Here is a 12,764-nt window from a genome sequence, read left to right on the forward strand (position 1 = left end):
GATCGATGACCCCGCACGCCGCAGCCCCGGCCCAGGCCGGGCCCGGTGAGCGCCCGCCCGCCGTACGGAGACGGGACGGCGCGCTGTTCGCCAGGTTCGACCTGTTGGTCACCCCCTATCTCTTTGTCTCGCCGTACTTCGTGCTGTTCGTCCTCTTCGGGGTCTTCCCGCTCGGCTACACCCTGTGGGTCTCGCTGCACGACTGGGAGCTCGCCGGGGACAGGGCCTTCGTGGGGGCGGGCAACTACCTGTCCCTGGTCGCCGACGAGGCCTTCTGGAACGCGGTGGTCAACACGCTCGGGATGTTCGTCCTCTCGACGGTCCCGCAGCTCGTGCTGGCGCTGCTGCTGGCCAACGCCCTCAACAAGCGCATCCGGGGCAGGCTCGCCCTCCGCATGGGCGTGCTGCTGCCGCTGGTGACCTCCGTCGTCGCGGTCGCCGTCGTCTTCACCCAGCTCTACGGGCGCGACTACGGCATGGTCAACTGGTTCCTCGGCCTCTTCGGAGTCGACGCGGTCAGCTGGCAGAACGAGAAGTGGTCCGCGTGGATCGCGATCTCCACGATGGTCGACTGGCGCTGGACCGGTTACAACGCGATCATCCTGCTGGCCGCCATGCAGACCATCCCCGGAGACCTGTACGAGGCGGCCTCCCTCGACGGCGCGAGCGCCAGACGGCAGTTCTGGCGGATCACCGTCCCGATGCTGCGCCCGACGATCGTCTTCACCGTGTTCGTCTCGACCATCGGCGGCCTGACGCTGTTCACCGAGCCCGTCATGTTCGACGGCAACCCGACGATGAGCGGCGGGGCGACCGGCCAGTACCAGACGGTGGCGATGTTCGTCGTCAAGGAGGCCTTCCGTGACTTCGACCTCGGGTACGCCTCCGCCGCCGCCTGGCTGCTGTTCGTGCTGATCCTGCTCGGCACGCTCGTCAACCACCTGCTCACCCGCCGCATCGGAGGCGCCGGATGAGCCGCCCAGGGGACGCTGGACCGCTGACGAGGGCCACGCTCGCCCTCGCCGTCGTGATCTCCGCCTTTCCCGTCTACTACATGTTCGTCATGGCCACCCGGACCAACGAGGAGGCGATCGACGTTCCCCCGCCGCTGCTGCCCGGCGGCCACCTGGGGGAGAACGTCGCCCGGCTGCTCGCGGCCGAGGACGCCCACTTCCTCACCGGCCTGGTCAACTCGGCCGTCGTCTCGGTCACCGTGACCGTCTCGGTCGTGTTCATCTCCACGCTGGCCGGGTTCGCCTTCGCCAAGCTGCGTTTCCGGGGCGGGCGGGCGCTGCTCGGGCTGATCCTGGTGACGATGATGGTCCCGCTCCAGCAGATGGGCGTGGTCCCGCTGTACGAGCTCATGGTGACCCTCGGCTGGACCGGCCGGCTCAAGGCGGTGATCCTGCCCTTCCTCGTCAACGGGTTCGGGGTCTTCATGATGACCCAGTACGCCTCCCAGGCGGTGCCGGACGAACTGGTCGAGGCCGCCCGCGTCGACGGCGCCTCGACGGCGGGCGTCTACGCCCGGGTGATCCTGCCCGCGCTCAGGCCGGGCATGGCCGTACTGGCGCTGCTTGTCTTCATGCAGACCTGGAACGAGTTCATGTGGCCGTTGATCGTGCTGGACCCGGACAACCCCGTGGTGCAGACCTCGATCGCCGCGCTCAACCAGGCCCACGGCACCGACTACGTCATGTTGTTCACCGGCACGGCGGTCTCGGTCCTGCCTCTTTTCATTGTTTTCGTCGTGTTCGGCCGTCAGATCGTCGGCGGCCTCATGGAAGGTGCGGTCAAGGCATGACGACGCAGCAGACACAGGATCAGCAACTGAGGTTCCCGGAGGGCTTCGCCTGGGGGGCGGCGACCTCCGCCTACCAGATCGAGGGCGCGGTCTCCGAGGACGGGCGCGGCAGGTCCATCTGGGACACCTTCGCCCGCCTGCCGGGGCGGGTGGTGAACGGTGAGAACGCCGACGTCGCCGTCGACCACTACCACCGCTACCGCGACGACGTCCGGCTGATGGCCCGGCTCGGCCTGGGCGCCTACCGCTTCTCCGTCTCCTGGCCGCGCGTCCAGCCGGACGGCGTGGGGGCGGTCAACCAGCGGGGGCTCGACTTCTACCGCAGGCTGGTCGACGAACTGCTCGGCCAGGGGATCGACCCGTGGGTGACGCTCTACCACTGGGACCTGCCCCAGGCCCTTGAGGACGCGGGAGGCTGGCCCGCGCGGGACACCGCCCTGCGGTTCGCCGACTACGCGGCGGCCGTACACGACGCGCTCGGCGACCGGGTGCGCAACTGGAGCACGGTCAACGAGCCGTGGTGCGCGGCCTTCCTCGGCTACGCCTCCGGGGAGCACGCCCCAGGGCGGCGGGAACCCGCGCGGGCGGTCCTGGCCGCCCACCACCTGCTGCTCGGCCACGGGCTGGCCATGGCGGCCATGCGCGCCCAGCGGGCCGGCAGCCGGATCGGCGGCTGCGTGAACCTCTACGCCGTCTCTCCGCTGACACGCTCGGCGGCCGACCTGGACGCCGCCCGCCGCATCGACGGCCTGCAGAACCGTCTCTTCCTGGACGCGCTGCTCAGGGGGGAGTATCCGGCGGACGTCCTGGCGGACCTCGGGGAGGCCGCCGAGGGGCTCGCTGAGACGGGGGACATGGGGGTCATCTCCGCCCCGATGGACATGCTGCTGATCAACTACTACAGCCGGTTCACCGTCTCCGGGGCCCCGGGGGGCGCGGTCTCGGCCGCGGCGGCGCCGACGGACACCGGCTCGCCCTGGGTGGGCAGCGAGCACGTCTCGTTCGCCGGGAGCGGGCGTCCGGTGACCGGCATGGGCTGGGAGATCGACCACGACGGGCTGCGGGAGGTCCTGCTGCGGGTCGCCGGGGACTACCCCCGGATCCCCCTGGTGGTCTCCGAGAACGGCGCGGCCTTCGACGACGTCGCCGACGCCGGCGGTTTCGTGCGGGACCCGGAGCGCAGGGACTACATCGAGGCCCATCTGCGCGCCTGCCACGCCGCGATCGGGCAGGGGGCGCCGCTCGTCGGCTACTTCGCCTGGTCGCTGCTGGACAACTTCGAGTGGGCCTGGGGGTACGGCAAGCGCTTCGGGCTGGTGCGCGTCGACTACCCGACGCAGCGCAGAGTTCCCAAGGAGAGCGCCCTTTGGTATGCCGAGACAATCAGGCGTGGAGGCCTGACCGGTCCTGCACAATGAAGTCCGGAGAATCTTTCATGGGGGCGAGAAACATGAACGGCGACCGTCGTCCGACCCTTGAGGCGGTCGCGGCCCTGGCCGGAGTCGGGCGCGGCACGGTCTCCCGGGTGATCAACGGTTCGCCGAAGGTGAGCGAGAGGGCTCGCGACGCGGTGCAGCAGGCGATCAGGGAGCTGGGCTACGTCCCGAACCGGGCCGCCCGTACCCTGGTCACCCGGCGCACGGACACCGTCGCGCTGGTCGTCTCCGAGTCGGAACTGCGGGTCTTCGACGAGCCCTACTTCGCCGGGACCATCCGCGGCATCGGCTCGGCGCTCTCGGAGACGGGCCTGCAGCTGATCCTGGCGATGGCCCAGTCCAGGCAGGACCACGACCGTCTTGAGCACTACCTGACGGGCCAGCACGTCGACGGGGTGCTGCTGATCTCGCTGCACGGGGCCGACCCGCTGCCCGGCAGGCTGGAGGAGATGGGCGTGCCGACCGTCATCGGCGGCAAGCCCGTCGGGCTCGACCCCTACTGTTACGTCGACGTGGACAACAGGGCCGGGGCCAGGCAGGCGGTGAAGTACCTCCTGGGCAGGGGCCGCAGGCGGATCGCCACCATCGCGGGCCCGCAGGACATGGGGGTCGGCGTCGACCGGCTCGCGGGCTACCGCGACGCGCTGATCGCCACGGGTGTGCCGGAGATCGTGGCCTACGGCGACTTCAGCGAGGACAGCGGCGCGCGGGCCATGTGCGGGCTCCTGGCCGAGCACCCGGATCTGGACGCGGTCTTCACCGCCTCCGACCCGATGGCGCTGGGCGCGCTGCGGGTGCTGCGGCACGAGGGCAGGGACGTCCCCGGCGACGTGGCGGTGATCGGGTTCGACGACTCCCCCGCCGGAGCCCACTCCTCTCCCCCGCTGACCAGCGTGCACCAGCCGACCGAGGCGATGGGCCGTCAGATGGCCCACCTCCTGGTCGCCCGCATCAACGGTGAGCACCTGGAGCAGCCGGTCGTGATCCTCGACACGCATCTGGTCGAGCGGGCCTCCGCCTGAAAGGACAGTCGTGCCCAGGCAGTTCATCCTTCGTGACGGCGACATGTACGCCGAGATCAGTCAGTTCGCGGCGGCCGTGCGCGTGCTCAGGCACGACGGGCGCGACCTGGTGGCGGACTGGCCGCCGGAGGGGCCCGTCCCCTTCTACAGCGGCACCCTGCTGGCCCCGTGGCCCAACCGGGTCGGCGGGGCGCGCTACACCTTCGGCGGCGTGACCCACCGCCTCGCCGCGAACGAGGAGTCCCGGGGCAACGCCCTGCACGGGCTGGTCGCCGACGTCAGGTGGTCACCGGTCGAGATCGGCCCCGCCCACGTACGGCTGGCGCACACCGTGACCCCGGTGCCCGGTTACCCGTTCGCCCTGGCCCTGCGGGTGCTCCACCATCTGACCTCCGGCGGGCTGACCACCACACTGACCGCGGAGAACACCGGTGAGCACGCCGCGCCGTACGGCTGCGCGCCGCATCCCTGGCTGCTGGCGGGCGAGGACGCCGGGGAGTACGAGCTGCTGGTGCCCGCGGACAGGGTGCTGCTGCCCGACGAGCGGATGCTGCCCGCCTCCCTTGAGGACGTCTCCGGCACACCGTACGACTTCAGGGAGCCCAGGCGGCTCGGCGGCACGGTCGTCGACCACACCTTCACCGGTCTGAGGCCCGGGGCGGACGGCCTGACCAGGGTGCGGGTACGCGGCCCGGAAGGCGGGGTCGAGGTGAGCTGGCGGGCCTCGGTCCTGCCGTGGGCGCAGGTGTGCGGCGGCACCGGGTCCGGCTATCGGGGGCTGGCGGTCGAGCCGATGACCTGCCCGCCGGACGCCTTCAACTCGGGCACCGACCTGATCGTGCTCCAGCCGGGCGAGACGACCGAGACCTCCTGGACGATCTCCCCGCTCTGAGGCCTCTTCCCCACCCTTGATCCAACGCGTGCCGTACCGGACTCCGGGGGACGGTTTCCTTGGCGACCCCGTTGTGCGACAATTTCATTGGGTGATGAATTATGACTCGGAACACGTGTGTGATCGCGGGGGGCGGTCCCGCCGGGGCCGTACTCGCGCTGTTGCTGGCCAGAGCCGGCGTCCAGGTGACGCTGCTGGAGAAGCACTCCGACTTCCTGCGTGACTTCAGGGGCGACACCATCCACCCCTCGACCCTGCAGGTCCTGCACGAGATCGGCCTGGCCGAGGAGTTCCTGCGGCTGCCGCACCACAAGGCGTACGGCATGGCCGTGCACACCGACGAGGGGACGGTTCCGGTCGCCGACCTGTCCAAACTGGGAGGCGAGTATGGCTACATCGCCTTCGTCCCGCAGTGGGACTTCCTCAACCTGGTGACCACCGCCGCCGCGCGTTACCCCACCTTCCGTCTCCTCATGAACGCCGAGGTGCACGGCGTGATCCGGGAGGGGAACGCGGTGCGCGGGGTCCGCTACCGCGACCCCGACGGCGAGCACGAGCTTCGAGCCACGCTGACCGTGGCCGCCGACGGGCGCCACTCCGACGTACGGCGTGCCGCCGGGCTCGTCCCGATCGAACACGGCGCGCCGATGGACGTGGTGTGGTTCCGGCTGCCGCGCGAGGAGAGCGACCCGGACGAGACGTTCCTGCGCCTGTCCTCGGGCCGGATCATGGTGGTGATCGACCGGGGAACCTACTGGCAGCTGGCCTACGCCATCCCCAAGGGCGGCTTCGAGGAGTTGCGGGCGGCCGGGATCGAGACGCTGCGGGAACAGGTGGCGAACCTGCTGCCGTTCCTGGCGGGCCGTACCGGGCTGCTGACCGGCTTCGACGACGTCAGCGTGCTCTCGGTCGCGCTCAACCGGCTGCGCCGCTGGCACCGGCCAGGCCTGCTCGTCATCGGGGACGCCGCGCACGCCATGTCGCCGGTCTTCGGCGTCGGCATCAACCTGGCCGTGCAGGACGCCGTCGCCACGGCCAACCTGCTGGCCGGGCCGCTGGCCTCCGGCGCGGAGATCCCCGAGTCGCTGCTGGCCAGGATCCAGCGCCGCCGTACGGTGCCGACCGTGGTGACCCAGTTCGCCCAGCGGGTGGTGCAGGACCGGCTGATCCGGCCGGCCCTGAACGGGCGGGACGCCCCGGAGCTGCTGCCACGCGACCTGTCCCACCTTCCGGTGGTCGGCGCCCTGACCCGCCGGTTCATCGGCCTCGGTGTCCTTCCCGAACACGTCAAGAGCCCCTCGTGAGCCCGCAACGGATCTCCGCCGAGCCCACGGTCCCCTACCGACAGGCACCGCGACGTCTTCCACAGTGACAAAGAGGTTCTCAATCTGTGGACGTTGAGGTGGGTTCGCCCACGAGGTTGCAATAGCCTGGTATGTCGTGAGCAACTACCTCGATTCCTGGCGGGAGCTTCCCGCGGCGCAGCAGCCCGAGTGGCCCGACCGCGGCGAGCTGGACAAGGTCGTCGCCGAACTCTCCGCACTTCCCCCGCTCGTCTTCGCGGGGGAGTGCGACAACCTCAAGGCCGAACTCGCGGCGGTGACGCGAGGCGAGGCCTTCGTGCTGCAGGGCGGTGACTGCGCCGAGACCTTCGCCGGCGCCACCGCCGACACCGTCCGCAACAAGCTGAAGACGCTGCTGCAGATGGCGATCGTGCTCACCTACGCGGGGAGGGTCCCCGTGGTGAAGATCGGCCGGATAGCGGGGCAGTTCGCCAAGCCCCGTTCGAAGGGAACCGAGGTGCGCGGCGGCGTCGAGCTGCCCGCCTACCGGGGCGACATGGTCAACGGTCTCGACTTCACCCCTGAGTCGCGTCTGCCGGACCCGGGACGGCTGCTGCGCGCCTACCACTCCTCCGCCGTGACGCTGAACCTGATCCGCGCCTTCACCAAGGGCGGCTACGCCGACCTGCGGCAGGTGCACGCCTGGAACCAGGATTTCGTCAGCGAGTCCCCCGCGGGCAAGCGCTACGAGCGGCTGGCCGGGGAGATCGACCAGGCGCTGGCGTTCATGCACGCCTGCGGTGCCGACCCGGCGGAGTTCCACGGCGTGGAGTTCTACTCCTCGCACGAGGCGCTCATCCTCGACTACGACAGGGCGCTGACCAGGATCGACTCCAGGACCGGCCAACCGTACGACGTGTCGGCGCACATGGTCTGGATCGGCGAGCGCACCCGCCAGCTCGACAGCGCTCACGTGGAGTTCTTCTCCCGCATCCGCAACCCGATCGGCGTGAAGCTGGGCCCGACCACGACGGCCGAGGAGGCCCTGGCGCTGGTCGAGAAGCTGAACCCCGACAACGAGCCCGGCCGCCTGACCTTCATCACCAGGATGGGCGCCTCCAAGATCCGCGAGCACCTGCCCGCGCTGGTGGAGAAGGTCACCGCGAACGGCGCCCAGGTCGCCTGGATCTGTGACCCGATGCACGGCAACACCTTCGAGGCCCCCAGCGGTCACAAGACCCGGAGCCTGGACGACGTGCTGAACGAGGTCGCGGGCTTCTTCGAGGTGCACCGGGACCTCGGCACCCACCCGGGCGGCATCCACATCGAGTTCACCGGCGACGACGTCACCGAGTGCGTGGGCGGCGCCGACGAGGTCGCGGAGGGCGACCTGGCGCTGCGCTACGAGACGGCCTGCGACCCCCGCCTCAACCGGAGCCAGTCGCTCGACATGGCCTTCCGGGTCGCGGAGCTCTACCGCTCCTCCTGAGCCCTGAGCTGCGGTTCGCCGCGAGGCACACGAGGGTCCCACGCCTGTGGTGCGGGACCCTTCGTCGTTTCGGGGTCAGTCCTTCTGCGCGCGGAGCTCGTTGGCCAGCTCGGCGCGGATCGCGTCCATGTCGAGCGCCCGGACCTGACCGATGAGGTCCTCAAGGGCGGGCGCGGGCAGCACCCCGGGCTGAGCGAAGACGACAATGCCGTCCCGGATGGCCATGACCGTGGGGATCGAGGTGATTTCGAAGCCCTGCGCGAGCCCCTGCTCGGCCTCGGTGTCGATCTTCCCGAACTTGATGTCGCCGTGCTTCTCCGAGGACTTCTCGAAAATCGGCCCGAACGTGCGGCACGGCGCGCACCAGGACGCCCAGAAGTCCAGCAGGACGATCCCCTCGTCGGCGATTTCGTTGAAGTTCTTCTCGGTTACCTCAATGGTCGCCACCTGTGGCTCCTCTTGTCGTCACGTCTTGTATGGCTCGCATAACCACTTCCCTCCCCCGGACATTCCATCCCGGCGACCACTCCGGCGACGCCCGGACCACCCCCGTTCAAGGGTGCCGATCCGAACGCCGCCGTACCGGACGCGAGGGGTTCGATCTTGGCCTTACCGGTGCCGTGTGTGAGGGGTTTCGGCTTGGGCGCGTCGGTGTCTGGACTGAGGAGTGAGGGAGCGGAGCGGACGAACGACGAGGGAAGACATCGACTCGAAAGCGCCCAAGCCCGCGACGCCGTCAGGCGGAGCAAAGAGACACTGCCCGCGACGCCGCCAGGCGGAGCCAGGAGACACAACCCGCGACGCCGCCAGGCGGCGCAAGGAGACACAACCAGGCGGCGCAAAGAATCACAACATCAGCCCGACCACCAAAGGATCATGGTCCGAGGACCGGAACGCGTCAGGCCGGTAGAGCCGAGGCGGGTTGTACTCGGTGTTGTAGTCGAGGATGCGGCTCTCGTCGGCGTTGACGTGCCAGATGGTCGTGCCGGTCACCTTCCTGAGCAGGCCCCGGCCCGCCAGGGCGTGGTCGAGTTCTCCGCTGCGACCCTCGAAGAGGTAGCTGTAGCGCAGCGGCGCGGGGACGAACCTCTTGCTGAGGCTGGTCAGCCCGCCCGCCTCCAGCGTGTCGATCGGGTCCTCCTCGCCGTAGGCGTTGAGGTCACCGAGCACCAGCGCGTTGGGCAGCCTGAGGCTCTCGACGAGGGCCAGCGTCGCCTTGGCCTGGCGGACGCGTTCGCCGTTGTAGCAGCCCTGGCCGTCGCCCAGGTCGGCGTCGGGACCGGTGGCGGCCGCGTCGCAGCCCTTCGACTTGAAGTGGTTGACGACCATCGTGAACGGCTGGCCGCCCCGGACCCGGCGGAAGGTCTGGATCAGCGGAGGCCGCCTGAAGACGGGGTCAGCCGAGGAGCGGGCCGGGCCGACGGGCCTGAGCCTGGCGGGCTTGTAGATCACCGCGACGTGGATCAGGTCGGTGCCCGGGTTGGGGTGGGTCAGCGCGGCGTAGGTGCCCGCGCCCACTTCGGCGTTGAGCGCGTCGACCAGTGCCTGGACGGCGGTCTGGCCGTTGTTCTGGACCTCCATGAGGCCGACTGCGTCGGCGTTCAGGCCCTTGAGCGTGGCGACCAGCTTGGTCAGTTGCCGCTGCTGTTCCTCGGTGGTGTCCGCACCGCGTGAACCCAGGGTGGTGAACCAGTTGAGGGTGTTGAGACTGGCCACCCTGACGTTGCCGAACACCGGCGGCGGCGCGGGCAGGCGGGGGTTGGTCCGCAGGAAGGTGACCGGTTTGGTCGGCTGGAGGCGGTAGACGCCGAAGCCGTACCCCAGGACGCCGGTGGCGCCGAGCGTGGTGTCGCCGAGGCGGACGACGCGCGGGTCGGTGTAGGGGATGGTCTGCGGGTTCTCCCTGGTCGAGCCGTCGTCGAGGAGCAGGCTGCGGCGCCGGTCTGCGGCCTCGTCCACGCCGGTCCTGTCGGTGGCCTGGAACAGGCGTCCTCCCGAGGAGAGGGTGAGTTCGCCGAAACGGCCCAGGTTGTAGTGGTCGGTGACGGTCAGCGGCCCGGTGACGGTGACGAGCATGCTCTCGACGGGTTCGAGGGTCGATCCCTCGGCGCGCGGCAGGCTCAGCCTGGCCGGGGTGACGGTGCCGGTGCCGCAGACGTCGACGGCGGTGACCGGTGAGAGCTCGGTCCAGCCGTTGTACTCCACGACCTTGCCGGTGACCAGCACCCGGTCGCCGGCCTTGACGTCCTTGAACGTGTCACGGGCGTAGGCGAACAGGCCTTCCGAGGTGGCGGGGTCGGCGTCGGGGGTGGGGTCCTGCAGGAAGAACCCGCCGAGCTGGTCGGCCCGCTGGAAGTCGCCGGTCACCACGCCCTGGACGCGTACGGTCCGGCCCGCCAGCGGGCTGGTGTCCCCGCTGCCCTGTACCTGGGCGATCGGGTGGGTCTCGGGCGTCTGGCACTGCTCCCCGGTCGGCGTGACCGTGGGACTGGCCGTGGGGGTGGGAGTCGGCGTGGGGGTGGGAGTCGGCGTGGGGGTGGGGGTGGGCTCCGGGGTGCCGCACGGCGCGGCGGCCGTGGTCCCGTTGCGCGGCGCGGGGGACGCGCTCACCAGGTCGGTGCCGTTGACGTCGGTGTCGGCGCAGCCGTGGCCGGCACGCAGGGCCGCGGTGGTCGTGGACAGGGCGGGGGCCGGAGCGCCCTCGGCGTAGTCGGCGGTGCCGTACCCGACGAGATCGGCGATGAGGGCGCTCTGCTCGGGTGAGCAGGGGGTCGAGCCGCCGTTGCAGGCCAGTCCCTGCGCGGAGCGGACCAGGACGACCTTGCCCGAGGTCGCGCTCATGTTGGCCGTCCCGGTCGTGTCCGGGGCGGGCAGCGGGGCGCCGGCGCCTCCCCCGGCGAGTTTGACCAGGTGGTAGCGGCCGGGTTCCAGCGTGCCGGACAGCGGCACGACGGGGTTGGCGGCGAAGTTCCCCGTGCCGGTCGCGCTGCCGTACTGGACGGACCAGCCGTCCAGTGCGACCGGCGTGGAGCTCCGGTTGAACAGTTCGACGAAGTCGTTGGCGAGTGGTGCGCCGCTGTTGCCGCCCGCGCCGTAGACCTGGCTGATGACGACGGTTCCCGGTTCGGCCAGGGCGGGTGCCGGGGGGAGGGCGGTGACCGTGGCCGCGGCGGTGCCGAGGACGGCCAGAGCGGAGATGACTCGGGATAAGGCACGCATGAGGCGGAGCGTAGAACCGGTTTGATCTGCCGACACTTACTTAGAAATGGCCAGATGGTGAAATCAACGAATCTTGACACTAAGTGCTGACTAAAGGCATCAGTTATAGCTTGCTATGACGTAGATCTCACGTAAGGCTTCGTCTGGGGTATCACTGTTTTATGAGAACTCTGGACGTGGGTTGGATGACCTGCGCCGCCTCCCCTGAGTGCGCGGGATCGGCCCGGCAGCCGTACGGGCGCTGCCTGGCCCATCTGGAGCATCACGAGCTCGACGAGGTCCTCCGCGGCCTCTCCCCCGGCTCCGCGATCGATCTGCGGGGCACCGTCATCGGCAAGGACCTGCTGGAACGAGTCCTCGCCCCGACCCGTGGGCGTCTCGGCAGGGCCAGGTTCGACCTGGCCGTCTTCCCCGAGGACGTCAGGTTCTGCGACGTCGTCTTCAGCGGGGACGTCTCCTTCGACCAGGCTCGCTTCCATCGCCTGGCCTCGTTCGTCGGCGCAAGGTTCGCCGGAAACGTCTCTTTCAGGGAGGTCAAGTTCGTCAGGGAGGTCTCCCTGCACGGCGTCCACGTCGCCGGGCACGCCGCTTTCGACCGGGTGTCCGCGGGCCGGGACGCCCTGTTCGGCTCGGCGAGGTTCGCCCGGACCGTCTCCTTCGAGGGGGCCGAGTTCCACGACTTCGCCACCTTCGACGGCACCCTCTTCCAGGGGGATGTGACCTTCCGCGGCTGCCGGTTCGGCAGGGCGGTCTCCTTCAGGAGGACGGAGTTCGGCGGTCTGGCCGGGTTCGAGGCGACACGGTTCTGGGCGGGTGGCTACCTGGCCCCCGTCTCGGTCGGCCGCCGTCTCACCCTCGCCGGGGCGTGGGCGGGCAACGGCCTCGACCTGACGGTCCGCGGCTGCCCGGTCGACCTGCGGCGTATCCGGGTGACGGGCCGTCTGAGCGTGCGGCTGGACGGCGCGGTCGCCGACCTCGAAGAGGCGACGCTGCGCGGCCAGGCCACGGTCAGCGGGAACGGCGCGGCCGCGGTGACCTCCGTGCGCGGGCTTGAGGCGGAGGCGCTCCAGCTGAGCGCCGTCGATCTCAGCACCTGCCGTTTCACCGGCATCCGCACCCCGGAACGGCTCAGGCTGACCGGTTGCGTGTTCGCCACGACCCCGCGCGGCGTGCGGATCACGCCGCACTGGCCGCCGCTGCGCTGGTGGACCCTCCGGCGGACGCTGGCCGACGAGCACGCCTGGCGCGGCTGGTCGGACGAGGAGCAGGACGTGCCCGCGCCGCACCGCCTCGCCGTCCTGTACTCGCGGCTGCGCGCCGGGATCGACGACAAGGCGACCGCTGCCGACTTCGCCTTCGGCGCCATGGAGATGCGCCGTGCGACCAGCCGTTCCTCCGGCCGCTGGCTGCTGTCGCTGCACTGGATCATCAGCGGGTACGGCCTGCGGATGGGACGGGTCGTCGGCTGGTTCGCCCTGCTGGCGGCGATCACCGTGGGCAGCCTGCTGATGGGTTCGGCCTCGCACTCGGCCCGCCGGGCGAGCGCACCGAGGACGCCGCACCCCTCCATCCAGTTGTCGCCGTAACGGTCTGTCCGTTTTCCCGGAATCGGCGATTTC

Annotated in this window: 10 protein-coding genes; 8 read left to right on the forward strand and 2 right to left on the reverse strand. The window is 70.3% G+C overall.

What is annotated here, in order from left to right; translation table 11 throughout:
- Positions 1-5 precede the first annotated feature (5 nt).
- From ABZ470_RS34705 to ABZ470_RS34735, 7 genes are all read left to right on the forward strand, one after another.
- A complete protein-coding gene (locus ABZ470_RS34705; RefSeq protein ID WP_362916733.1) occupies positions 6-974 on the forward strand; it encodes a sugar ABC transporter permease in 969 nt (322 codons plus the stop codon).
- Positions 971-1,804, forward strand: a complete 834-nt coding sequence (locus ABZ470_RS34710; protein WP_362916735.1) for a carbohydrate ABC transporter permease — start codon at positions 971-973, stop codon at positions 1,802-1,804. The genes ABZ470_RS34705 and ABZ470_RS34710 overlap by 4 nt, the downstream gene beginning before the upstream one ends.
- A complete protein-coding gene (locus ABZ470_RS34715) occupies positions 1,801-3,222 on the forward strand; it encodes a GH1 family beta-glucosidase (RefSeq protein WP_362916737.1) in 1,422 nt (473 codons plus the stop codon). The genes ABZ470_RS34710 and ABZ470_RS34715 overlap by 4 nt, the downstream gene beginning before the upstream one ends.
- A gap of 32 nt (positions 3,223-3,254) precedes the next feature.
- The gene (locus ABZ470_RS34720) at positions 3,255-4,262 is read left to right on the forward strand and encodes a LacI family DNA-binding transcriptional regulator (RefSeq protein WP_352009468.1); all 1,008 of its coding nucleotides are present in this window, start codon (positions 3,255-3,257) and stop codon (positions 4,260-4,262) included.
- A 10-nt stretch (positions 4,263-4,272) separates the two neighbouring features.
- Complete coding sequence (locus tag ABZ470_RS34725) at positions 4,273-5,154, forward strand: aldose 1-epimerase family protein (RefSeq protein WP_362916739.1); 882 nt, start codon at positions 4,273-4,275, stop codon at positions 5,152-5,154.
- 101 nt (positions 5,155-5,255) lie between these two features.
- Positions 5,256-6,458, forward strand: a complete 1,203-nt coding sequence (locus tag ABZ470_RS34730; RefSeq protein ID WP_362916741.1) for an FAD-dependent oxidoreductase — start codon at positions 5,256-5,258, stop codon at positions 6,456-6,458.
- Between the two features lie 136 nt (positions 6,459-6,594).
- On the forward strand, positions 6,595-7,926 hold the full coding sequence (locus tag ABZ470_RS34735; protein ID WP_352009323.1) for a class II 3-deoxy-7-phosphoheptulonate synthase: 1,332 nt from the start codon (positions 6,595-6,597) through the stop codon (positions 7,924-7,926).
- A 75-nt stretch (positions 7,927-8,001) separates the two neighbouring features.
- Here the strand turns inward: ABZ470_RS34735 and ABZ470_RS34740 are convergent, their stop codons facing one another.
- Together ABZ470_RS34740 and ABZ470_RS34745 are read right to left on the reverse strand one after the other, a co-directional pair.
- A complete protein-coding gene (locus ABZ470_RS34740) occupies positions 8,002-8,373 on the reverse strand; it encodes a thioredoxin domain-containing protein (RefSeq protein ID WP_352009322.1) in 372 nt (123 codons plus the stop codon).
- A gap of 399 nt (positions 8,374-8,772) precedes the next feature.
- Positions 8,773-11,145, reverse strand: a complete 2,373-nt coding sequence (locus ABZ470_RS34745) for an ExeM/NucH family extracellular endonuclease (protein ID WP_362916743.1) — start codon at positions 11,143-11,145, stop codon at positions 8,773-8,775.
- 161 nt (positions 11,146-11,306) lie between these two features.
- Between ABZ470_RS34745 and ABZ470_RS34750 the strand changes: the two genes are divergently transcribed.
- The gene (locus ABZ470_RS34750) at positions 11,307-12,731 is read left to right on the forward strand and encodes a pentapeptide repeat-containing protein (RefSeq protein WP_362916745.1); all 1,425 of its coding nucleotides are present in this window, start codon (positions 11,307-11,309) and stop codon (positions 12,729-12,731) included.
- The last annotated feature ends 33 nt before the right edge of the window (positions 12,732-12,764 follow it).

Source organism: Streptosporangium sp. NPDC020072, assembly GCF_040631445.1.
GTDB lineage: Bacteria > Actinomycetota > Actinomycetes > Streptosporangiales > Streptosporangiaceae > Streptosporangium.

What these genes read in the sequence shown, in the direction of transcription:
- ABZ470_RS34715 (WP_362916737.1), top strand. Translation starts at nt 1,801, where the DNA reads ATGACGACGCAGCAGACACAGGATCAGCAACTGAGGTTCCCGGAGGGC.
- ABZ470_RS34730 (WP_362916741.1), top strand. Translation starts at nt 5,256, where the DNA reads ATGACTCGGAACACGTGTGTGATCGCGGGGGGCGGTCCCGCCGGGGCC.
- ABZ470_RS34720 (WP_352009468.1), top strand. Translation starts at nt 3,255, where the DNA reads ATGAACGGCGACCGTCGTCCGACCCTTGAGGCGGTCGCGGCCCTGGCC.
- ABZ470_RS34745 (WP_362916743.1), bottom strand. Translation starts at nt 11,145, where the DNA reads ATGCGTGCCTTATCCCGAGTCATCTCCGCTCTGGCCGTCCTCGGCACC.
- ABZ470_RS34705 (WP_362916733.1), top strand. Translation starts at nt 6, where the DNA reads ATGACCCCGCACGCCGCAGCCCCGGCCCAGGCCGGGCCCGGTGAGCGC.
- ABZ470_RS34710 (WP_362916735.1), top strand. Translation starts at nt 971, where the DNA reads ATGAGCCGCCCAGGGGACGCTGGACCGCTGACGAGGGCCACGCTCGCC.
- ABZ470_RS34750 (WP_362916745.1), top strand. Translation starts at nt 11,307, where the DNA reads ATGAGAACTCTGGACGTGGGTTGGATGACCTGCGCCGCCTCCCCTGAG.